The organism is Pseudomonas sp. R32, from assembly GCF_009866705.1.
Taxonomy (GTDB): Bacteria; Pseudomonadota; Gammaproteobacteria; order Pseudomonadales; family Pseudomonadaceae; genus Aquipseudomonas; species Aquipseudomonas donghuensis.
Genome location: NZ_CP019396.1, coordinates 4,834,640 through 4,855,410, shown reverse-complemented (window position 1 = coordinate 4,855,410; position 20,771 = coordinate 4,834,640). Strand labels below are relative to the sequence as shown.

Genomic DNA, 20,771 nt, shown 5'->3' with positions numbered 1-20,771 from the left:
ATACCCGAATTTTTACAGCATCTGTCAGCCGCCCGGAGGGTGGGTGAGGCGGGTGCTGGCGGCACAGCGCGGAATGCGCAGAGGTTTGCCGAACGTCCTCAAGAGTGCAAAGACTTATGGCAAAGCGTGACTATTACGAAGTTCTGGGAGTTGAGCGCGGCTCCAGTGAAGCGGATCTGAAGAAAGCCTACCGCCGTCTGGCGATGAAGCATCACCCGGACCGTAATCCTGATGACAAAGCGTCGGAAGAGAAATTCAAGGAAGCCAACGAGGCTTACGAAGTGCTCTCCGATGCCAGCAAGCGTGCGGCCTATGACCAGTATGGTCATGCCGGCGTGGATCCGAGCATGGGTGGCGGCGGTGCCGGTTTCGGCGGCGCGAACTTCTCGGATATCTTCGGTGATGTGTTCAGCGATTTCTTCGGCGGCGGCCGTGGTGGTTCGCGTGGTGGTGCCCAGCGTGGCAGCGACTTGCGTTACACCCTGGAGCTGAACCTGGAAGAAGCCGTGCGCGGTACCACGGTCAACATCCGTGTGCCGACGCTGGTCAACTGCAAGCCGTGTGACGGTTCCGGGGCCAAGAAAGGCTCGTCGCCTTCGACCTGCCCGACCTGTGGCGGTATTGGCCAGGTGCGCATGCAGCAGGGCTTCTTCTCGGTCCAGCAGACCTGCCCGCGTTGCCACGGCCAGGGCAAGGTCATCACCGATCCGTGTGATTCGTGCCACGGCGAAGGCCGCATCGAAGAGTACAAGACGCTTTCGGTCAAAGTCCCGGCTGGCGTCGATACCGGCGACCGTATTCGTCTGTCCGGCGAAGGCGAGGCTGGTTCCCAGGGTGGCCCGACTGGCGACCTGTACGTTGTGATCAACGTGCGTGAACACTCGATTTTCCAGCGCGACGGCAAGCATCTGTACTGTGAAGTGCCGATCAGCTACACCGATGCCGCCCTGGGTGGCGAGCTGGAAGTGCCGACCCTTGATGGTCGGGTCAAGCTGAAAATCCCGGAAGGCACCCAGACCGGCAAGCAATTCCGTCTGCGTGGCAAGGGTGTGGCGCCGGTTCGCGGTGGTGGTGCCGGTGACCTGATGTGCCGGGTCGCGGTGGAAACCCCGGTCAACCTCAGCCGTCGTCAGCGCGAGCTGCTCGAAGAGCTGCGTGATTCGCTGGAAGGCGACAGTTCCCATTCGCCGAAAGCCAATGGCTGGTTCGAAGGCGTGAAGCGCTTCTTCGGCGATCTGTAAGAAGGAGTAGGGCATGCGACGTATAGCGGTAATGGGCGCGGCAGGGCGCATGGGCAAGACCCTGATCGAAGCTGTGCAGCAAGCCCCGGGTGCCGGTTTGACCGCGGCGATCGATCGCCCGGACAGCTCGCTGGTCGGCGCCGATGCTGGTGAGCTGGCGGCGCTGGGCCGGATTGGCGTGCTGCTGTCCGACGACCTGGCCAAGGTCGCCGACGAGTTCGACGTGCTGATCGACTTCACTCACCCGTCGGTGACCCTGAAGAACCTGGCGTTCTGCCGCAAGGCAGGCAAGGCGATGATCATCGGCACCACCGGTTTCTCTGCTGAAGAGAAGCAGTTGCTGGTCGAGGCGGGCAAGGACATTCCGATCGTCTTTGCCGCCAACTTCAGCGTTGGCGTCAACCTCAGCCTGAAGCTGCTGGACATGGCTGCGCGGGTGCTGGGCGATGACGTGGATATCGAGATCATCGAGGCTCACCACCGGCACAAGGTCGATGCGCCGTCGGGTACCGCGCTGCGCATGGGTGAAGTGGTTGCCAATGCGCTGGGTCGTGACCTGCGGGAAGTGGCGGTGTATGGCCGTGAAGGCCAGACCGGTGCGCGTGATCGCCAGACCATCGGCTTCGCCACCGTGCGTGCTGGCGATGTGGTCGGTGATCACACCGTGCTGTTCGCTGCTGAAGGTGAGCGCCTGGAGATCACCCACAAGGCCTCCAGCCGCATGACCTTCGCCAGGGGTGCGGTACGTGCCGCCCTGTGGCTGGACGGGCGCGAGCCTGGCCTGTACGACATGCAGGACGTGCTCGACCTGCGTTGATCGCTGTTCAGGGGCCGCTGCGCGGCCCATCGCTGGCAAGGCCAGCTCCCACGGGAATTGCGCCATGGCTGCAATTCCTGAGTCTCAGTGGCTCCTGTGGGAGCTGGCTTGCCAGTGATGCTTTTCCATTCCCGCGACGCCCTGTCGCATTCCTGCGCCTTTCAGGCACTTAAGTGGTAGACCAAAAAAGCGTTTTTCTGTAAGCTACAGCTTTAGTGTGTCCACTAAAAGCGCGCAGATAATTCGACGAAGAAAGCGGGGTGACGTGTCTATACGTCATTCCGCTTTTTTGCAACCTGCGATCGCCCCTTCAGGCTAGATTTACGGGAGGTCTTCTTGACTAAGCCAGCCATACTCGCCCTTGCTGATGGCAGCATTTTTCGCGGTGAAGCCATTGGAGCCGACGGTCAGACCGTTGGTGAGGTGGTGTTTAACACCGCAATGACCGGCTATCAGGAAATCCTGACTGACCCTTCCTATGCGCAGCAAATCGTTACCCTGACGTACCCGCACATCGGCAACACCGGCACCACGCCGGAAGACGCCGAATCCGACCGCGTCTGGTCGGCTGGTCTGGTGATTCGCGACCTGCCTCTGATCGCGAGCAACTGGCGCAACAAGCAATCCCTGCCTGATTACCTCAAGGCCAACAACGTGGTGGCGATCGCGGGTATCGATACCCGTCGTCTGACCCGCATCCTGCGTGAGAAGGGCGCGCAGAACGGCTGCATCCTGGCCGGCGACAACATCAGCGAAGAGGCGGCAATCGCCGCTGCTCGCGGTTTCCCGGGCCTGAAGGGCATGGACCTGGCAAAAGTCGTCAGCACCAAGAGCAGCTACGAATGGCGCTCCAGCGTCTGGGAGCTGAAGACCGACAGCCACGCCACCATTGAAGCCGCCGAGCTGCCGCACCACGTGGTGGCCTACGACTTCGGCGTCAAGCTGAACATCCTGCGCATGCTGGTTGCCCGCGGCTGCCGCCTGACCGTAGTGCCGGCGCAAACCCCGGCCAGCGAAGTCCTGGCGCTCAATCCTGATGGCGTGTTCCTGTCCAACGGCCCTGGCGATCCGGAGCCTTGCGACTACGCGATCCAGGCGATCAAGGACATCCTCGAAACCGAGGTCCCGGTGTTCGGCATTTGCCTGGGTCACCAGCTGCTGGCCCTGGCCTCCGGTGCCAAGACCGTGAAAATGGGTCATGGTCACCACGGCGCCAACCACCCGGTCCAGGACCTGGACACCGGTGTGGTGATGATCACCAGCCAGAACCACGGCTTTGCGGTTGACGAAGCGACCCTGCCGGGCAACGTGCGTGCCATCCACAAGTCGCTGTTCGACGGTACCCTGCAGGGTATCGAGCGTACCGACAAGAGCGCGTTCAGCTTCCAGGGCCACCCTGAAGCCAGCCCGGGCCCGACCGACGTCGCGCCACTGTTCGACCGTTTCATCGATGCCATGGCCAAGCGCCGCTGAGCATCTGGCGAGAAGGCCCTGGACCGGTGCAAGCCGCGTTCAGGTGCCGCCCCCAAGATTGTTCAATGCGGCTTGCCGACTGACCTGCGGAATTGAGTGACAACCCATGCCAAAACGTACAGACATTAAAAGCATCCTGATTCTCGGCGCTGGCCCGATCGTGATCGGCCAGGCCTGCGAATTCGACTACTCCGGCGCCCAGGCGTGCAAAGCCCTGCGCGAAGAGGGCTATCGCGTCATCCTGGTGAACTCCAACCCGGCGACCATCATGACCGACCCGGCCATGGCTGATGCGACCTACATCGAACCGATCAAGTGGCAGACCGTTGCCAAGATCATCGAAAAAGAGCGCCCTGACGCGCTGCTGCCGACCATGGGTGGCCAGACTGCCCTGAACTGCGCCCTGGACCTGGAACGCGAAGGCATCCTGGAAAAGTTCGGCGTGGAAATGATCGGCGCCAACGCCGACACCATCGACAAGGCTGAAGACCGTTCGCGATTCGACACCGCCATGAAGGCCATTGGCCTTGAGTGCCCGCGTTCCGGTATCGCCCACAGCATGGAAGAGGCCAACGCGGTCCTCGAGAAGCTCGGCTTCCCGTGCATCATCCGTCCGTCCTTCACCATGGGCGGCACCGGTGGCGGCATCGCCTACAACCGTGAAGAATTCGAAGAAATCTGCGCCCGTGGTCTGGACCTGTCGCCAACCAAGGAACTGTTGATCGACGAATCGCTGATCGGCTGGAAAGAGTACGAGATGGAAGTGGTCCGCGACAAAAAGGACAACTGCATCATTGTCTGCTCGATCGAAAACTTCGACCCGATGGGTGTGCACACCGGTGACTCGATCACCGTGGCGCCGGCACAGACCCTGACCGACAAGGAATACCAGATCATGCGCAACGCCTCGCTGGCGGTGCTGCGTGAAATCGGCGTCGAGACCGGCGGTTCCAACGTGCAGTTCGGTATCTGCCCGGACACCGGCCGCATGGTCGTGATCGAAATGAACCCACGGGTGTCGCGTTCCTCGGCCCTGGCGTCGAAAGCCACCGGCTTCCCGATCGCCAAGATCGCCGCCAAGCTGGCTGTCGGTTACACCCTCGACGAACTGCAAAACGACATCACCGGCGGCCGTACCCCGGCGTCCTTCGAGCCGTCGATCGACTATGTCGTCACTAAGCTGCCGCGTTTCGCCTTCGAGAAATTCCCGAAAGCCGACGCCCGCCTGACTACCCAGATGAAATCCGTGGGTGAAGTCATGGCCATCGGCCGGACCTTCCAGGAGTCGCTGCAGAAAGCCCTGCGCGGCCTTGAAGTCGGCGTGAGCGGCCTGGACCCGAAAGTCGACCTGGCCAGCCCTGACGCTGCCAGCATCCTCAAGCGCGAGCTGACCGTACCGGGCGCCGAGCGCATCTGGTACGTCGCCGACGCCATGCGTTCGGGCATGACCTGCGACGAAATCTTCGCCCTGACCGGTATCGACCACTGGTTCCTGGTGCAGATGGAAGACCTGATCAAGGACGAAGAGAAGGTCAAGACCCTGGCCCTGTCGGCGATCGACAAGGACCTGATGCTGCGCCTCAAGCGCAAGGGCTTCTCCGACCAGCGCCTGGCCAAGCTGCTGGGCATCACCGACAAGAACCTGCGTCGTCACCGTCACAAGCTGGAAGTGTTCCCGGTCTACAAGCGCGTTGACACCTGCGCGGCCGAGTTCGCCACCGATACCGCCTACCTGTACTCGACCTATGAGGAAGAGTGCGAGGCCAATCCGTCGACCCGCGACAAGATCATGATCCTGGGTGGCGGCCCTAACCGTATCGGCCAGGGCATCGAGTTCGACTACTGCTGCGTACACGCGGCACTGGCCCTGCGTGAAGACGGTTACGAGACCATCATGGTCAACTGCAACCCGGAAACCGTCTCCACCGACTACGACACCTCCGACCGCCTGTACTTCGAGCCGCTGACCCTGGAAGACGTGCTGGAAGTGGTTCGTGTCGAGAAGCCGAAAGGCGTGATCGTCCACTACGGCGGCCAGACCCCGTTGAAACTGGCTCGTGCCCTGGAAGAAGCCGGCGTGCCGATCATCGGTACCAGCCCGGACGCCATCGACCGCGCCGAAGACCGCGAGCGTTTCCAGCAGATGGTTCAGCGCCTGAATCTGCTGCAGCCACCAAACGCCACCGTGCGCAGCGAAGACGAAGCCATCCGCGCCGCCGGCATCATCGGCTACCCGCTGGTTGTGCGCCCGTCCTACGTGCTGGGCGGCCGCGCCATGGAGATCGTCTACGAGCTGGACGAGCTCAAGCGTTACCTGCGTGAAGCGGTGCAAGTGTCCAACGACAGCCCGGTGCTGCTCGACCACTTCCTCAACTGCGCCATCGAGATGGACGTGGATGCGGTCTGCGACGGCACCGACGTGGTGATCGGCGCAATCATGCAGCACATCGAGCAGGCCGGTGTTCACTCCGGTGACTCGGCGTGCTCGCTGCCACCGTACTCGCTGCCGGCCCATGTTCAGGACGAAGTCCGCGAACAGGTCAAGAAAATGGCCCTGGAACTGGGCGTTGTCGGCCTGATGAACGTGCAGCTGGCCCTGCAGGGCGACAAGATCTACGTGATCGAAGTCAACCCGCGCGCCTCGCGCACCGTGCCGTTCGTCTCCAAGTGCATCGGCACTTCGCTGGCGATGATTGCCGCGCGGGTCATGGCCGGCAAGAGCCTCAAGGAAATCGGCTTCACCAAGGAAATCATTCCTAACTTCTACAGCGTCAAGGAAGCGGTGTTCCCGTTCGCCAAGTTCCCGGGTGTTGACCCGATCCTCGGCCCTGAGATGAAATCCACCGGTGAGGTCATGGGTGTCGGCGACAGCTTCGGTGAAGCGTTTGCCAAGGCCCAGATGGGCGCCAGCGAAGTGCTGCCGACTGGCGGTACCGCATTCATCAGCGTGCGTGACGACGACAAGCCACAAGTGGCTGGCGTTGCCCGCGACCTGATCGCCCTGGGCTTCGAAGTGGTCGCCACCGTCGGTACCGCCAAGGTCATTGAAGCGGCTGGCTTGAAAGTGCGTCGCGTGAACAAGGTGACCGAAGGTCGTCCGCACGTGGTCGACATGATCAAGAACGACGAAGTGTCGTTGATCATCAACACCACCGAAGGTCGCCAGTCGATTGCCGACTCCTACTCGATTCGTCGCAATGCGTTGCAGCACAAGATTTACTGCACCACCACCATTGCGGCCGGTGAAGCCATCTGCGAAGCGCTGAAGTTTGGTCCTGAAAAGACCGTTCGCCGCTTGCAGGATCTGCATGCAGGACTCAAAGCATGAGCATTACCAAATACCCGATGACCGTCCAGGGCGCTCGCGCCCTGGAGGAAGAGCACCTGTTCCTGAGCAAGACCGAGCGTCCGCGCCTGAGCCAGGCCATTGGTGAGGCTCGCGAGCTGGGCGATCTCAAGGAAAACGCCGAGTACCACGCTGCCCGCGAAGAGCAGGGGATGGTCGAGGCGCGTATTCGCGATATCGAAGGCCGTCTGCAGAACTCGGTCGTGATCGACGTCACCACCATTGCCCACACCGGCAAGGTGATCTTCGGCACCACCGTGGACCTGGAAAACACCGAGACCGGCGAACAGGTGACTTACCAGATCGTTGGTGAGGACGAAGCCGACGTCAAGCAGGGCAAGCTCTCGGTCGGTGCTCCGATCGCCCGCGCCATCATTGGCAAGGAAGAGGGTGATGCCGTGGTGATCAAGACGCCAAGCGGTACGGTCGAGTACGAGATTGTCGAAGTCAAACACATCTGACCGTCGCCGGGGCTTTGCTGCCGCCCCGGCAATCTGGCAGCTGACCCAGGTACTCTGGGTTGGCGGCCTGTGGATGCTGCATTTCGGTCTGCTGCCGGCGTTGGGCCAGATTGGCCTGGCGCCGCTGTTGATCGAGGATATCGGTAGCCTGATGGCATCGTTGCTGGTGGCGTTTGCGGCGTTTTGCGCAGGCGTGCAGGCGCTGGTGCTGATTCAGGCGCAGGGCCTGTCCAGTCTGTGGCGGGACATGCGGGGGCAGTTGTTGTCGATGGTGATGCTGGCGTGCGTGGTGTATTTCGCGTTGCGCGTGGGCATGCCGGGGGAACTGCGCTGGCAGCTGTTCTGTTACCTGGTGCTGGGCCTGACCGGCTTGCTGCTGGTCATGCAGCCCGTGCCGGGCAGGGCGCGCAAGGCGCGCCACTGACCGGGGCGAACATCACTTGTAACGGTGGATGTTCGACAACTGCTTGTTCGGTTGCGGATTGCGGCGATAGATCAGCGCCTTCTTGCCGATGGTCTGTACCAGTTCGGCGCGGCCGGCCTTGCACAGCGCGGCAATTGCGGCGGCACGCTCTTCGCGGTCTTCGGAGCGAATCTCGACCTTGATCAGTTCGTGATCGACCAGGGCGCGTTCGAGTTCGGCGATAACCCCTTCAGTCAGCCCATTGCCTGCCACAATCAGAACTGGTTTCAGGTCGTGGCCAATGGATTTGTACTGTTTCTTCTGCTCGTTATTGAGCGGCATAATCTGACCCTTTGTCTGATTCTGTAAAAATGGCGGCCATTTTACCCGAGGGCCCGTGGATCCGCCCAGTTAATCACGACCCTTATCATCGAGGTGCCCAATGGCGCGTTCCAAGACAAGCCTTGGCTGGCTGAAAGAACACTTCAACGATCCTTACGTTAAAAAGGCGCAAAAGGACGGTTATCGCTCGCGTGCGAGCTACAAATTGCTGGAAATCCAGGAAAAGTACCGGATTATCCGCCCTGGTATGAGCGTCGTCGACCTGGGTGCGGCCCCAGGTGGCTGGTCGCAGGTGACCAGTCGTCTGATTGGTGGTCAGGGGCGTTTGATCGCTTCCGACATCCTGGAAATGGACAGCATTCCTGACGTTACCTTCATCCAGGGGGACTTTACCCAGGACGAAGTGCTGGCGCAGATCCTCGAGGCGGTGGGTAATTCGCACGTAGACCTTGTGATTTCCGATATGGCCCCCAATATGAGTGGTACGCCTGCCGTGGATATTCCCAAGGCCATGTTTCTCTGTGAGCTGGCCCTTGATCTGGCGACCCGGGTGCTCAAGCCGGGTGGTGATTTCCTGATCAAGATTTTCCAGGGCGAAGGGTTTGACGTATACCTCAAGGACGCTCGTCAGAAATTCGACAAGGTCCAGATGCTCAAGCCTGATTCTTCGCGGGACCGCTCTCGCGAACAGTACTTGCTGGCGAGGGGTTACCGCGGCGAGTAGGGCGTCAGGCCGGCGGCTTTCAGGGTATCCGATAGTTTTTTCCAATCGGCTCTCCTGCCTGACCTGGATGAACATCGTGTAGTCTAGGTTTCACAAAGGGTTACAGACGGCGCCTGCAGATGTGTAGGTTATGTAGTAAGTTAAGCCGGTGAATATCATGCGAGGCACGGCTGCGCCGTCAGCCGGCTTCAGAGGGTAGCTAATTGAACGATATGGCAAAGAACTTGATCCTGTGGTTGATCATCGCGGCTGTCCTGGTGACAGTGATGAACAACTTCTCCAGCCCGAATGAGCCGCAGACCCTCAACTATTCCGACTTCATTCAGCAGGTCAAGGATGGCAAGGTCGAGCGCGTTGCGGTCGACGGCTACGTCATTACCGGTAAACGTACCGATGGCGACAGCTTCAAGACCATCCGTCCGGCCATTCAGGACAACGGCCTGATCGGTGACCTGGTCGACAACCACGTCGTGGTCGAAGGCAAACAGCCAGAGCAGCAGAGCATCTGGACCCAACTGCTGGTCGCCAGCTTCCCGATCCTGGTCATCATTGCCGTATTCATGTTCTTCATGCGCCAGATGCAAGGCGGTGCCGGTGGCAAGGGCGGGCCGATGAGCTTCGGCAAGAGCAAGGCGCGCCTGCTGTCCGAAGATCAGGTGAAAACCACCCTGGCCGACGTTGCCGGCTGCGACGAAGCCAAGGAAGAAGTCGGCGAGTTGGTCGAATTCCTGCGCGATCCGGGCAAGTTCCAGCGCCTGGGCGGTCGTATTCCTCGCGGTGTACTCATGGTTGGCCCGCCAGGTACCGGTAAGACCCTGATAGCCAAGGCTATTGCCGGCGAAGCCAAGGTGCCGTTCTTCACCATCTCCGGTTCCGACTTCGTCGAGATGTTCGTCGGTGTCGGTGCCAGCCGTGTTCGCGACATGTTCGAGCAGGCCAAGAAACACGCACCGTGCATCATCTTCATCGACGAGATCGACGCCGTCGGTCGCCATCGTGGCGCCGGCATGGGTGGCGGTCACGACGAGCGCGAGCAGACCCTCAACCAGTTGCTGGTTGAGATGGACGGCTTCGAAATGAACGACGGTATCATCGTCATCGCCGCGACCAACCGTCCGGACGTCCTCGACCCGGCGCTGCTGCGTCCAGGCCGCTTCGACCGTCAGGTCGTCGTTGGCTTGCCGGATATCCGCGGTCGTGAGCAGATCCTCAAGGTACACATGCGCAAGGTGCCGATTGGCGAGAACGTCAATCCAGCCGTGATTGCCCGTGGTACTCCAGGCTTCTCCGGTGCTGACCTCGCCAACCTGGTCAACGAAGCGTCGCTGTTCGCTGCCCGTGGTGGCAAGCGCGTCGTCGAGATGAAAGAGTTCGAACTGGCCAAAGACAAGATCATGATGGGCGCCGAGCGCAAGACCATGGTCATGTCCGAGAAAGAGAAGCGCAATACCGCCTTCCACGAAGCCGGCCATGCCATTGTTGGCCGTGTGGTGCCCGAGCATGACCCGGTGTACAAGGTCTCGATCATTCCGCGTGGCCGGGCACTGGGTGTCACCATGTTTCTGCCGGAGGAAGACCGTTACAGCCTGTCCAAGCGCGCACTGATCAGCCAGATCTGCTCGCTGTACGGTGGCCGTATCGCCGAAGAGATGACCCTAGGCTTCGATGGCGTCACCACCGGTGCCTCCAACGACATCATGCGTGCCAGTCAGATCGCCCGCAACATGGTCACCAAGTGGGGCCTGTCGGAAAAACTCGGTCCGCTGATGTATGCCGAAGAAGAGGGTGAGGTGTTCCTGGGCCGCAGTGCCGGTTCCCAGCACGCCAGTGTCTCCGGTGAGACCGCCAAGCTGATCGACTCGGAAGTACGCAGCATCATTGACCAGTGCTACGCCACGGCCAAGCAGATCCTCACCGAAAACCGCGACAAGCTCGACGCCATGGCCGATGCGCTGATGAAGTACGAGACCATCGATGCCGATCAGATCGACGACATCATGGCTGGTCGCGAGCCACGCGAGCCGCGTGACTGGGAAGGTGGATCGGGCACTCCAGGCGCCTCTGCTCCGCAGAGCGATCGCCCTGAGTCGCCGATCGGCGGTCCAGCGGCGCAAGTCTAAGGGCACATATGACTTCACAGCAGTACCCGACCCGGTTGCCTTGCGGCAACCGGGTTCTTGATTTGTCCCGTACCCATGTCATGGGTATCCTCAATATCACCCCCGATTCCTTCTCCGATGGCGGCCGCTTCACCCAGCGTGACGCAGCCTTGCGCCACGCCGAAGCGATGGTGGCTGCCGGTGCGACCCTGGTCGATGTCGGTGGCGAGTCCACTCGCCCCGGCGCGCGTGCGGTGTCGGCGCTTGAAGAGCTGGAGCGCGTCGCGCCGATCGTCGAAGCGATCAATCGCGAGCTGGATGTGATCATCTCGGTCGATACCTCGACGCCAGCGGTTATCCGTGAATCGGCCAGGCTCGGTGCCGGGCTGATCAACGATGTGCGCTCGCTCAGCCGTGATGGTGCCCTGGATGCCGCAGCAGCCACCGGCTTGCCGGTGTGCCTGATGCACATGCGTGGCGAGCCGGGCGACATGCAGGACAATCCGCATTACGAGGATGTCACCGCCGAGGTGGCGAACTACCTTGAAGAGCGTATGGCAGCGTGTGCGGCAGTCGGCATCGAAGCCGGGCGGATCATCCTCGATCCAGGCTTCGGCTTCGCCAAGACCCTGGCGCACAACCTCAGCCTGTTCAAGCACATGGAAGCCCTTTACCGGTTGGGGCGTCCCTTGCTGGTAGGTGTTTCGCGCAAGAGCATGATCGGCCTGGCCCTGGGCCGTCCGGTCGGAGAACGGCTCTATGGCAGCCTTGCCCTGGCTGCGCTGGCGATGACCAAGGGCGCGAGCATATTGCGCGTTCACGATGTCGCCGAAACCGCCGATGTAGTGCGGATGATTGCTGCGGTGCAAGCCGCCGAATAAGAGTGATGGAGCATCTATGAGCAGAAAATATTTTGGTACCGACGGTATTCGTGGCCGTGTCGGCGAATACCCCATCACCCCTGACTTCATGCTCAAGCTTGGCTGGGCGGCGGGCATGGCCTTTCGCAGGCAGGGTGCCTGCCGGGTACTGGTCGGCAAAGACACGCGAATTTCCGGTTACATGTTTGAATCGGCGCTTGAGGCCGGGCTGTCAGCGGCGGGCGCCGATGTGATGTTGCTCGGGCCGATGCCGACCCCGGCCATCGCCTACCTGACCCGTACCTTCCATGCCGAAGCGGGCATCGTTATCAGTGCTTCGCACAATCCCCATGACGACAACGGCATCAAGTTCTTCTCCGGGCAGGGTACCAAGCTGCCGGACGAAGTCGAGCTGATGATCGAGGAACTGCTCGACCAGCCGATGACCGTGGTCGAATCGAGCAAGCTGGGCAAGGTCTCGCGCATCAACGATGCGGCTGGGCGTTACATCGAATTCTGCAAGAGCAGCGTGCCGAGCAGCACTGATTTTGCCGGCCTCAAGCTGGTGGTCGACTGCGCCCACGGCGCTACCTACAAGGTCGCGCCGAGCGTGTTCCGCGAATTGGGTGCTGATGTCACCGTGCTCTCAGCGCAGCCTGATGGCCTGAACATCAACGAGAACTGCGGTTCGACCCACATCGAGTCGCTGCAGGCGGCGGTGCTGGTGGGCCATGCCGACCTCGGCATCGCCTTCGACGGCGACGGTGACCGGGTGCTGATGGTCGATCACACCGGCGCCATCGTCGATGGCGACGAGCTGCTGTTCATCATCGCCCGTGACCTGCATGAGCGCGGCAAGCTGCAGGGCGGGGTGGTGGGCACCCTGATGAGCAACCTGGGGCTGGAGCTGGCCCTGAAGGATCTCGACATCCCGTTCGTGCGCGCCAAGGTCGGTGACCGCTACGTGATGGCCGAGCTGCTGGAGCGCGACTGGGTCATCGGTGGCGAGAACTCCGGGCACGTGGTGTGCTGCAACCACACCACCACCGGTGATGCGATCATCGCCGCGCTGCAGGTGCTGATGGCCCTCAAGCGCCGCGAAGAAACCCTGGCCCAGGCCCGTCAGGCCCTGCGCAAGTGCCCGCAGGTGCTGATCAACGTGCGCTTTGGTGCGAGCAAGGTCGACCCGCTGGAGCATCCAGCGGTCAAGGACGCCAGTGCCAAGGTTACCGAGGCGCTGGCCGGTCGTGGCCGTGTGCTGCTGCGCAAGTCCGGGACAGAGCCTCTGGTGCGGGTAATGGTCGAAGGCGAGGATGAAAATCAGGTCCGCGGCCACGCCGAAGCCCTGGCAAAACTGGTAAGTGAAGTTTGCGTTTGAATTACGCTTGCCAGAGATGATCGGGTTGGGTAACATCTGCGCCCTCTTTGACCGACGAGGTACAGCATGCGTCGCCCTATGGTAGCTGGTAACTGGAAGATGCACGGTACCCGCGCCAGCGTCGCTGAGCTGATCAAGGGCTTGAGTAATCTCGCCCTGCCGAGCGGTGTCGAGGTCGCGGTGTTTCCCCCCGCCCTGTACATCAATCAGGTAATTGATGGCGTACAAGGCAAGGCGATCGCCGTCGGCGCTCAGAATTCTGCGGTACAGCCTGAGCAAGGCGCACTGACCGGTGAAATTGCACCGAGTCAACTGGCCGAGGCAGGTTGCGAACTGGTACTGATTGGGCACTCCGAGCGCCGCCAGATCATTGGCGAGAACGACGAAGTCCTCAATCGCAAGTTCGCTGCGGCACAGGCTTGTGGTTTGAAGCCGGTGCTCTGTGTAGGGGAAACCCTCGAAGAGCGCGAAGCGGGTAAAACGCTTGAGATTGTCGGGCGTCAGCTGGACAGCGTCATCGAAGCGTTCGGTGTCGAAGTCTTCGCCAGAGCGGTGATTGCCTATGAGCCTGTATGGGCCATCGGCACAGGGCTGACGGCCTCGCCACAGCAGGCTCAGGATGTGCATAAGGCCATTCGCGAGCAGCTGGCGGCAAAGAACCCGGAAGTCGCAGCGAGTGTGCGGCTTCTATACGGCGGCAGCGTGAAGGCGGCCAATGCGGCTGAACTGTTCGGCATGCCGGATATCGATGGGGGCCTGATTGGTGGGGCTTCCCTGAACGCAGACGAATTCGGTGCAATTTGTCGCGCCGCAGGAAACTGAAAAATGCTGGAAACAGTGATCGTTGTTTTGCATCTGTTGGGCGCGCTGGGTTTGGTAGTGCTGGTGTTGCTGCAACAGGGTAAAGGTGCGGAAGCGGGTGCATCTTTCGGCGCAGGTGCTTCAAATACTGTGTTCGGAAGCCAAGGTTCTGCTACCTTTCTGAGTAAGTTTACTGCTATACTAGCTGCCTCTTTCTTCTTAACTGCTCTTGGGTTAGGATACTTTGCTAAGGAGAAAGCTCAAGAGCTGACTCAAGTAGGGTTGCCAGATCCAGCGGTCTTGGAAGTGAAGCAGCAAAAGCCGGCAACAGATGATGTACCGGTGCTCCAGGAGCAGAAGAGCGAAGCCACTAAGACTGGCGATGTTCCTCCCGCTCAAGAGCAGAAGTAACGGGTTTCAAAGTAGTATTGCCGAGGTGGTGGAATTGGTAGACACGCAACCTTGAGGTGGTTGTGCCCATAGGGTGTAGGGGTTCGAGTCCCCTTCTCGGTACCAATTGAAACAAGACAGCCCGCTACAGCGGGCTTTCTTGTAGGTGGAGGTTAGATTGACCCTGTCGGGGTTCGGTCGTATACTTTCGCCCCAGCTTTGTCGCGGGGTGGAGCAGTCTGGTAGCTCGTCGGGCTCATAACCCGAAGGTCGTTGGTTCAAATCCAGCCCCCGCAACCAGTTTCAGCGGAGCCCCTTTTGCAGGGGCTTTTTCTTGGCTGAACAGTCATAACGCCGGTATTCAACGGCGTATCAGGGATGGGCGCTTTGCCCATTTTTTATTTGCATAGCATGCACGAGGGGGTTCAGGTGTCGAGCAAGCTAGAACAGTTGCAGGCCTTGTTGGCCCCGGTGGTCGAGGCTCTTGGCTATCAATGCTGGGGGATCGAATTCATCTCTCAAGGCAAACATTCGGTCCTGCGGATTTACATCGATAAAGAAGATGGCGTGCTGGTTGATGACTGCGCAAAAGTCAGTCACCAGGCCAGTGCGATCCTCGATGTCGAAGACCCGATTACGTCCGAATATACCCTTGAAGTGTCCTCTCCTGGCATGGATCGCCCGCTGTTCACCTTGGAACAGTTTGCTTCGCATGCCGGCGAACAAGTGAAGATCAAGCTGCGTACGCCCTTTGAAGGTCGTCGTAACTTTCAGGGCCTTCTCCGTGGCGTGGAGGATCAGGATGTTGTGGTCCAGGTAGACAACAACGAATTCCTGTTGCCGATCGATTCGATCGACAAGGCCAACATTATTCCCAGTTTTGACTGAGACGTGCCGGATCCCGCGGACCGCGCGGATCCAATGGCTTGCGAAAGGCGAGGCGTACGATGAGCAAAGAAGTACTGCTGGTTGTTGAGTCGGTATCCAACGAAAAGGGCGTACCGGCCGGCGTGATTTTTGAAGCGCTGGAAGTGGCTCTGGCCACTGCAACCAAAAAACGTTTTGACGACGAAGTCGACCTGCGTGTGGAAATCAACCGCCACACCGGTAGCTACGAAACCTTCCGTCGCTGGACTGTCGTCGAAGAAAAGGATCTGGACGATCCGGCGATCGAAGTGTGGCCAGCGAAGATTCAGGACACCCATCCTGAAGCTAAAGTCGGTGACGTGATCGAAGAAAAGATCGAGTCGATCGAGTTCGGCCGCATTGCCGCCCAGACCGCCAAGCAAGTCATCGTCCAGAAGGTCCGTGAAGCCGAGCGCGCTCAGGTGGTAGATGCCTACCGCGAGCGTCTGGGCGAGATCATCTCCGGTACCGTCAAGAAGGTCACCCGTGACAATGTCATCGTTGACCTGGGCAACAACGCCGAAGCGTTGCTGGCCCGTGAAGACATCATCTCCCGCGAGACTTTCCGTGTGGGTGTGCGCCTGCGTGCACTGCTCAAGGAAATCCGCACCGAGAACCGCGGCCCGCAGTTGATCCTGTCGCGTACCGCGCCACAGATGCTGATCGAACTGTTCCGCATCGAAGTGCCGGAAATCGCCGAGGGCCTGATCGAAGTCATGGCCGCGTCCCGTGATCCGGGTTCGCGCGCCAAGATCGCCGTGCGCTCCAAGGACAAACGCATCGATCCGCAAGGTGCCTGTATCGGCATGCGCGGTTCGCGAGTCCAGGCCGTGTCCGGCGAACTGGGTGGTGAGCGTGTGGATATCGTCCTCTGGGACGACAACCCTGCACAATTCGTCATCAACGCCATGTCGCCGGCTGAAGTCGCGGCGATCATCGTCGATGAAGATGCCCACGCCATGGACATCGCGGTGGGTGCCGACAACCTGGCCCAGGCGATTGGCCGTGGTGGCCAGAACGTGCGCCTGGCCAGTCAGTTGACCGGCTGGACCCTGAACGTGATGACCGAATCGGACATCCAGGCCAAGCAGCAAGCTGAAACCGGTGACATCCTGCGCAACTTCATCGACGAGCTGGAAGTCGACGAAGAGCTGGCACAGGTGCTGGTCGATGAAGGCTTCACCAGCCTGGAAGAGATTGCCTACGTACCGCTGGAAGAAATGCTCAACATCGACGGCTTTGACGAAGACATCGTCAACGAGCTTCGTGCTCGCGCCAAGGATCGCCTGTTGACCAAAGCCATCGCTACTGAGGAAAAGCTGGCAGACGCCCATCCGGCCGAAGACCTGCTCTCGCTTGAGGGTATGGACAAGGATTTGGCGATGGAACTGGCGGTGCGCGGCGTAGTTACCCGCGAAGACCTGGCCGAGCAGTCGATTGATGACCTGCTCGACATCGACGGCATCGACCAAGAGCGTGCCGGCAAGTTGATCATGGCCGCCCGAGCCCACTGGTTCGAGTAATTAGGCGCGGCCTGAGGAGAGAAGTGCATGACGCAAGTCACGGTGAAAGAATTGGCCCAAGAGGTCGCTGCACCGGTAGAGCGCCTGCTGCAGCAGATGCGTGAGGCAGGTCTGCCGCACACCGACGCCGGTCAGGTAGTGACCGACAATGAGAAGCAGGCATTGCTGGCTCATTTGAAGAGCAGCCACAAGGCAAAAGTGGAAGAGCCGCGCAAGATCACCTTGCAGCGCAAAACCACCAGCACCCTGCGTGTCGCCGGTAGCAAGAGCATCAGCGTAGAAGTACGCAAGAAGAAAGTATTCGTTCAGCGCAGCCCGGAAGAAATCCAGGCCGAGCAGAAGCGCGAGCTGGAAGAGCGCCGTGCAGCCGAAAACGCTGCCCGTGAAAAAGCCGATGCCGAAGCACGTCAGCGTGCCGAGGAAGAAGCCCGTCGTCAGCCAGCCGCTGCGAACGCCGCACCGGCTGCTGCCGCGCCGGCTCCGGCTCCGGCTGCCGCGCCAGTGATCGACGCCGCCGATGCCGCACCGGCACCGGTTGCCGAGCGCAAGAAAGACGACGTCCGTCGCAGCGACAAGTCGCGTGACGACGAGCGTCGTGGCGGCGAGCGCCGTAACGAAGCGCCGCGCGTTTCGGTCAAGGTCAAGGAAAAGGAAAAGGCGCCAACCCCGCGTGCCGCTCCGCGTACCACCGACGAAGAAAGCGATGGCTTCCGTCGCGGTGGCCGTGGCAAGGGCAAGCCGAAGAAGCGCAACGCCCATGGCTTCCAGAACCCGACCGGTCCGGTTATCCGCGACGTCCAGATCGGCGAGACCATTACCGTCTCCGACCTGGCCCAGCAGATGTCGGTCAAGGCCGCTGAAGTCGTCAAGTTCATGTTCAAGCTGGGCACTCCGGTGACCATCAACCAGGTGCTCGACCAGGAGACCGCTCAACTGGTCGCCGAAGAGCTGGGCCACAAGGTCACCCTGGTCAGCGATACCGCCCTGGAAGATTCCCTGGCCGAATCGCTGAAGTTCGAAGGTGAAGCCTTCGCCCGTGCGCCGGTCGTGACCGTAATGGGCCACGTTGACCACGGTAAGACTTCGCTGCTCGACTACATCCGTCGTGCCAAGGTTGCCGCTGGCGAAGCCGGTGGTATTACCCAGCACATCGGTGCCTACCACGTGGAAACCGACCGCGGCATGGTCACCTTCCTCGACACCCCTGGTCACGCCGCGTTTACCGCCATGCGTGCCCGTGGTGCCAAGGCGACCGACATCGTGATCCTGGTGGTCGCGGCGGACGACGGCGTGATGCCGCAAACCCGCGAAGCGGTCCAGCACGCCAAGGCTGCCGGTGTTCCGCTGGTCGTTGCGGTGAACAAGATCGACAAGCCGGGTGCCGACCTCGATCGCATCCGTAACGAACTGGCCGTCGAAGGCGTCACTTCCGAGGACTGGGGTGGAGACACGCCGTTCGTCAAGGTGTCGGCGAAGATGGGTACCGGTGTCGACGAACTGCTCGAAGCCGTCCTGCTGCAAGCCGAGATCCTCGAGCTCAAGGCCACTCCATCGGCCCCGGGTCGTGGTGTGGTGGTCGAGTCGCGTCTGGACAAGGGCCGCGGCCCGGTGGCTACCGTGCTGGTTCAGGACGGTACCCTGCGTCAGGGCGACATGGTCCTGTGCGGTTCGAACTACGGCCGTGTACGGGCCATGCTCGACGAAAACGGCAAGACTGTTAAAGAAGCCGGCCCGTCGATCCCGGTCGAGATCCTCGGCCTGGATGGCACCCCGGACGCCGGTGACGAGCTGTCGGTAGTGGCTGACGAGAAGAAAGCCCGTGAAGTTGCCCTGTTCCGTCAAGGCAAGTTCCGCGAGGTCAAACTGGCTCGCGCTCACGCTGGCAAACTCGAGAACATCTTCGAGAACATGGGCCAGGAAGAGAAGAAGACCCTCAACATCGTGCTCAAGTCCGATGTTCGTGGTTCTCTCGAGGCCCTGCAGGGCTCCCTGAGCGGCCTGGGCAACGACGAAGTACAGGTTCGCGTGATCGGTGGCGGTGTCGGTGGTATCACCGAGAGCGACGCCAACCTGGCCCTGGCTTCCAATGCAGTACTGTTCGGCTTCAACGTGCGTGCCGATGCCGGCGCGCGCAAGATCGTCGAGCAGGAAGGTCTGGATATGCGTTACTACAACGTGATCTACGACATCATTGAAGACGTCAAGAAAGCCCTGACCGGTATGCTCGGCAGCGATGTTCGCGAGAACATCCTGGGTATCGCCGAAGTGCGTGACGTGTTCCGTTCGCCGAAGTTCGGCGCCATCGCCGGCTGTATGGTCGTCGAGGGTGTGGTCTACCGCAACCGTCCGATCCGCGTACTGCGCGAGGACGTGGTGATCTTCGAAGGCGAGCTGGAATCGCTGCGTCGCTTCAAGGACGATGCGTCCGAAGTACGTGCCGGCATGGAATGCGGTATCGGCGTCAAGAGCTACAACGACGTCAAGGTCGGCGACAAGATCGAAGTCTTCGAGAAAGTCCAAGTGGCTCGTACGCTCTAAGCCGCGAGCATGGGAACCGCCAATCGCCCGCCCCAGGGCGCCGCTTGGCGGCTCTGAACGCAACGCCCGGTCCGGCTCTAGCCTGGCCGGGCGTTTGCCGCTTTAGTTACAGGTAGCAAAAATGGCAAAAGAATATAGCCGTACCCAACGCATCGGCGATCAGATCCAGCGTGAGCTGGCCCAGTTGATCCGTCGTGAAGTCAAAGACCCGCGCGTCGGCGTGGTCACCATTACCGCTGTGGATGTCAGCCGCGATGTCGGCCATGCCAAGGTGTTCATCACCTCCATGGGCCAGGAAGGCGCGGAAGACATCAAGCAGACCCTCAAGGTGCTCAACGGCGCGGCCAGTTTCCTGCGTGTGCACCTGGGCAAGGAAATGCAACTGCGCAGCGTGCCGCAACTGCATTTCCACTATGACGAAAGCATCAGTCGCGGTGCCCACCTGTCGGCACTGATCGAGCGCGCCGTCGCCGAAGACAAGCTGCACCAGGCTTCCGACACGCCCCTGGACACCAAGGAGTAAGCGGTGGCTCAGGTCAAGCGTATCCGTCGTAACGTCAGCGGCATCATCCTGCTCGACAAGCCGTTGGGGTTCACCTCCAACGCCGCCCTGCAGAAGGTCCGCTGGCTGCTCAACGCCGAAAAGGCCGGGCACACCGGTAGCCTCGATCCACTGGCCAGCGGCGTGCTGCCGCTGTGCTTTGGTGAGGCGACCAAGTTCTCGCAGTACCTGCTCGATTCCGACAAGGGCTACGAGACGGTCATGCAACTGGGTCAGACCACCACCACGGGCGATGCCGAAGGTGAAGTGCTGAAAACCCGTGACGTGACCGTTGGTCGCGCCGATATCGAAGCGGTTTTGCCACAATTTCGTGGTCAAATCAGTCAGATACCGCCGATGTACTCGGCCCTCAAGCGCGACGGTCAGCCACTGTACAAGCTCGCCCGTGCAGGTGAAGTAGTGGAGCGTGAGGCGCGTTCTGTTACTATTAACCGCTTGGAATTGCTCGAGTGCGAAGGCACCCGTGTTCGGCTGTCAGTCGGCTGCAGCAAAGGCACCTACATCCGCACTCTGGTCGAGGATATCGGCGAGGTGCTCGGTTGCGGAGCCTATGTCGCTGAACTGCGCCGTACGCACGCCGGTCCTTTCGAGCTGGCCCAGACCGTGACCCTCGAAGAACTCGAAGCGGTCCACGCCGAAGGTGGCAACGAAGCAGTCGATCGCTTCCTGATGCCATCGGACAGCGGTCTGCTGGACTGGCCACTGTTGCAGTTCTCCGAGCACAGTGCGTTCTACTGGCTCAATGGTCAGCCGGTCAGAGCCCCCGACGCGCCGAAGTTCGGCATGGTCCGGGTACAGGATCACAACGGTCGCTTCATCGGTATCGGTGAAGTGAGCGAAGACGGGCGCATCGCGCCTCGTCGCTTGATTCGGTCAGAATGATCGAAACCTTCAGCGTCAGGTTCAG

Annotated in this window: 18 protein-coding genes and 2 tRNA genes; 19 read left to right on the top strand and 1 reads right to left on the bottom strand. The window is 60.7% G+C overall.

What is annotated here, in order from left to right; translation table 11 throughout:
* Positions 1-116 precede the first annotated feature (116 nt).
* From dnaJ to PspR32_RS22360, 6 genes are all read left to right on the top strand, one after another.
* The gene (dnaJ, locus tag PspR32_RS22385) at positions 117-1,241 is read left to right on the top strand and encodes a molecular chaperone DnaJ (RefSeq protein ID WP_010222967.1); all 1,125 of its coding nucleotides are present in this window, start codon (positions 117-119) and stop codon (positions 1,239-1,241) included.
* 13 nt (positions 1,242-1,254) lie between these two features.
* Positions 1,255-2,058, top strand: a complete 804-nt coding sequence (dapB, locus tag PspR32_RS22380; protein ID WP_010222968.1) for a 4-hydroxy-tetrahydrodipicolinate reductase — start codon at positions 1,255-1,257, stop codon at positions 2,056-2,058.
* A 336-nt stretch (positions 2,059-2,394) separates the two neighbouring features.
* Positions 2,395-3,531, top strand: coding sequence for a glutamine-hydrolyzing carbamoyl-phosphate synthase small subunit (carA, locus tag PspR32_RS22375; protein WP_159389180.1), 1,137 nt, complete (start codon positions 2,395-2,397; stop codon positions 3,529-3,531).
* Positions 3,532-3,637: 106 nt separating this feature from the next.
* On the top strand, positions 3,638-6,859 hold the full coding sequence (gene carB, locus PspR32_RS22370; protein ID WP_036996921.1) for a carbamoyl-phosphate synthase large subunit: 3,222 nt from the start codon (positions 3,638-3,640) through the stop codon (positions 6,857-6,859).
* A complete protein-coding gene (gene greA / locus PspR32_RS22365) occupies positions 6,856-7,338 on the top strand; it encodes a transcription elongation factor GreA (RefSeq protein ID WP_010222971.1) in 483 nt (160 codons plus the stop codon). The genes carB and greA overlap by 4 nt, the downstream gene beginning before the upstream one ends.
* Positions 7,316-7,762: an MFS transporter gene (locus tag PspR32_RS22360; RefSeq protein ID WP_174242310.1), complete on the top strand. Its 447-nt coding sequence runs from the start codon at positions 7,316-7,318 to the stop codon at positions 7,760-7,762. The genes greA and PspR32_RS22360 overlap by 23 nt, the downstream gene beginning before the upstream one ends.
* A 12-nt stretch (positions 7,763-7,774) precedes the next feature.
* On the opposite strand, the gene yhbY is transcribed toward PspR32_RS22360, so the two are convergent.
* Positions 7,775-8,083, bottom strand: coding sequence for a ribosome assembly RNA-binding protein YhbY (gene yhbY / locus PspR32_RS22355; RefSeq protein WP_010222973.1), 309 nt, complete (start codon positions 8,081-8,083; stop codon positions 7,775-7,777).
* A gap of 100 nt (positions 8,084-8,183) precedes the next feature.
* On the opposite strand from yhbY, the gene rlmE reads away from it, so the two are divergent.
* From rlmE to truB, 13 genes are all read left to right on the top strand, one after another.
* A complete protein-coding gene (gene rlmE / locus PspR32_RS22350) occupies positions 8,184-8,807 on the top strand; it encodes a 23S rRNA (uridine(2552)-2'-O)-methyltransferase RlmE (RefSeq protein ID WP_010222974.1) in 624 nt (207 codons plus the stop codon).
* 212 nt (positions 8,808-9,019) lie between these two features.
* Positions 9,020-10,927, top strand: a complete 1,908-nt coding sequence (ftsH, locus tag PspR32_RS22345) for an ATP-dependent zinc metalloprotease FtsH (RefSeq protein ID WP_010222975.1) — start codon at positions 9,020-9,022, stop codon at positions 10,925-10,927.
* A gap of 8 nt (positions 10,928-10,935) precedes the next feature.
* Positions 10,936-11,787, top strand: coding sequence for a dihydropteroate synthase (gene folP / locus PspR32_RS22340; RefSeq protein ID WP_010222976.1), 852 nt, complete (start codon positions 10,936-10,938; stop codon positions 11,785-11,787).
* Positions 11,788-11,803: 16 nt separating this feature from the next.
* Positions 11,804-13,144: a phosphoglucosamine mutase gene (glmM, locus tag PspR32_RS22335; protein WP_010222977.1), complete on the top strand. Its 1,341-nt coding sequence runs from the start codon at positions 11,804-11,806 to the stop codon at positions 13,142-13,144.
* A gap of 66 nt (positions 13,145-13,210) precedes the next feature.
* Positions 13,211-13,966: a triose-phosphate isomerase gene (gene tpiA / locus PspR32_RS22330; protein ID WP_159389179.1), complete on the top strand. Its 756-nt coding sequence runs from the start codon at positions 13,211-13,213 to the stop codon at positions 13,964-13,966.
* A gap of 3 nt (positions 13,967-13,969) precedes the next feature.
* Positions 13,970-14,356 carry a preprotein translocase subunit SecG gene (gene secG, locus PspR32_RS22325; protein WP_010222979.1) on the top strand — a complete coding sequence of 129 codons (387 nt, stop codon included), beginning with the start codon at positions 13,970-13,972 and terminating at the stop codon, positions 14,354-14,356.
* A 19-nt stretch (positions 14,357-14,375) separates the two neighbouring features.
* Positions 14,376-14,461, top strand: a tRNA-Leu gene (locus tag PspR32_RS22320).
* A 97-nt stretch (positions 14,462-14,558) separates the two neighbouring features.
* Positions 14,559-14,635 (top strand) — tRNA-Met (locus PspR32_RS22315).
* A 129-nt stretch (positions 14,636-14,764) separates the two neighbouring features.
* On the top strand, positions 14,765-15,223 hold the full coding sequence (gene rimP, locus PspR32_RS22310; RefSeq protein WP_010222980.1) for a ribosome maturation factor RimP: 459 nt from the start codon (positions 14,765-14,767) through the stop codon (positions 15,221-15,223).
* A gap of 59 nt (positions 15,224-15,282) precedes the next feature.
* Positions 15,283-16,764 carry a transcription termination factor NusA gene (gene nusA, locus PspR32_RS22305; protein WP_010222981.1) on the top strand — a complete coding sequence of 494 codons (1,482 nt, stop codon included), beginning with the start codon at positions 15,283-15,285 and terminating at the stop codon, positions 16,762-16,764.
* A 27-nt stretch (positions 16,765-16,791) separates the two neighbouring features.
* On the top strand, positions 16,792-19,302 hold the full coding sequence (infB, locus tag PspR32_RS22300) for a translation initiation factor IF-2 (RefSeq protein ID WP_010222982.1): 2,511 nt from the start codon (positions 16,792-16,794) through the stop codon (positions 19,300-19,302).
* Positions 19,303-19,423: 121 nt separating this feature from the next.
* Positions 19,424-19,825, top strand: coding sequence for a 30S ribosome-binding factor RbfA (rbfA, locus tag PspR32_RS22295; RefSeq protein ID WP_010222983.1), 402 nt, complete (start codon positions 19,424-19,426; stop codon positions 19,823-19,825).
* Positions 19,826-19,828: 3 nt separating this feature from the next.
* A complete protein-coding gene (truB, locus tag PspR32_RS22290) occupies positions 19,829-20,746 on the top strand; it encodes a tRNA pseudouridine(55) synthase TruB (protein ID WP_010222984.1) in 918 nt (305 codons plus the stop codon).
* Positions 20,747-20,771: the final 25 nt, after the last annotated feature.

Bases quoted from the DNA above. Each gene is read 5' to 3' on its own strand.
- infB (WP_010222982.1), top strand. From the start codon at position 16,792: ATGACGCAAGTCACGGTGAAAGAATTGGCCCAAGAGGTCGCTGCACCG.
- tpiA (WP_159389179.1), top strand. From the start codon at position 13,211: ATGCGTCGCCCTATGGTAGCTGGTAACTGGAAGATGCACGGTACCCGC.
- greA (WP_010222971.1), top strand. From the start codon at position 6,856: ATGAGCATTACCAAATACCCGATGACCGTCCAGGGCGCTCGCGCCCTG.
- carB (WP_036996921.1), top strand. From the start codon at position 3,638: ATGCCAAAACGTACAGACATTAAAAGCATCCTGATTCTCGGCGCTGGC.
- folP (WP_010222976.1), top strand. From the start codon at position 10,936: ATGACTTCACAGCAGTACCCGACCCGGTTGCCTTGCGGCAACCGGGTT.
- secG (WP_010222979.1), top strand. From the start codon at position 13,970: ATGCTGGAAACAGTGATCGTTGTTTTGCATCTGTTGGGCGCGCTGGGT.
- yhbY (WP_010222973.1), bottom strand. From the start codon at position 8,083: ATGCCGCTCAATAACGAGCAGAAGAAACAGTACAAATCCATTGGCCAC.
- nusA (WP_010222981.1), top strand. From the start codon at position 15,283: ATGAGCAAAGAAGTACTGCTGGTTGTTGAGTCGGTATCCAACGAAAAG.
- dnaJ (WP_010222967.1), top strand. From the start codon at position 117: ATGGCAAAGCGTGACTATTACGAAGTTCTGGGAGTTGAGCGCGGCTCC.
- glmM (WP_010222977.1), top strand. From the start codon at position 11,804: ATGAGCAGAAAATATTTTGGTACCGACGGTATTCGTGGCCGTGTCGGC.
- ftsH (WP_010222975.1), top strand. From the start codon at position 9,020: ATGGCAAAGAACTTGATCCTGTGGTTGATCATCGCGGCTGTCCTGGTG.
- rlmE (WP_010222974.1), top strand. From the start codon at position 8,184: ATGGCGCGTTCCAAGACAAGCCTTGGCTGGCTGAAAGAACACTTCAAC.
- rbfA (WP_010222983.1), top strand. From the start codon at position 19,424: ATGGCAAAAGAATATAGCCGTACCCAACGCATCGGCGATCAGATCCAG.
- dapB (WP_010222968.1), top strand. From the start codon at position 1,255: ATGCGACGTATAGCGGTAATGGGCGCGGCAGGGCGCATGGGCAAGACC.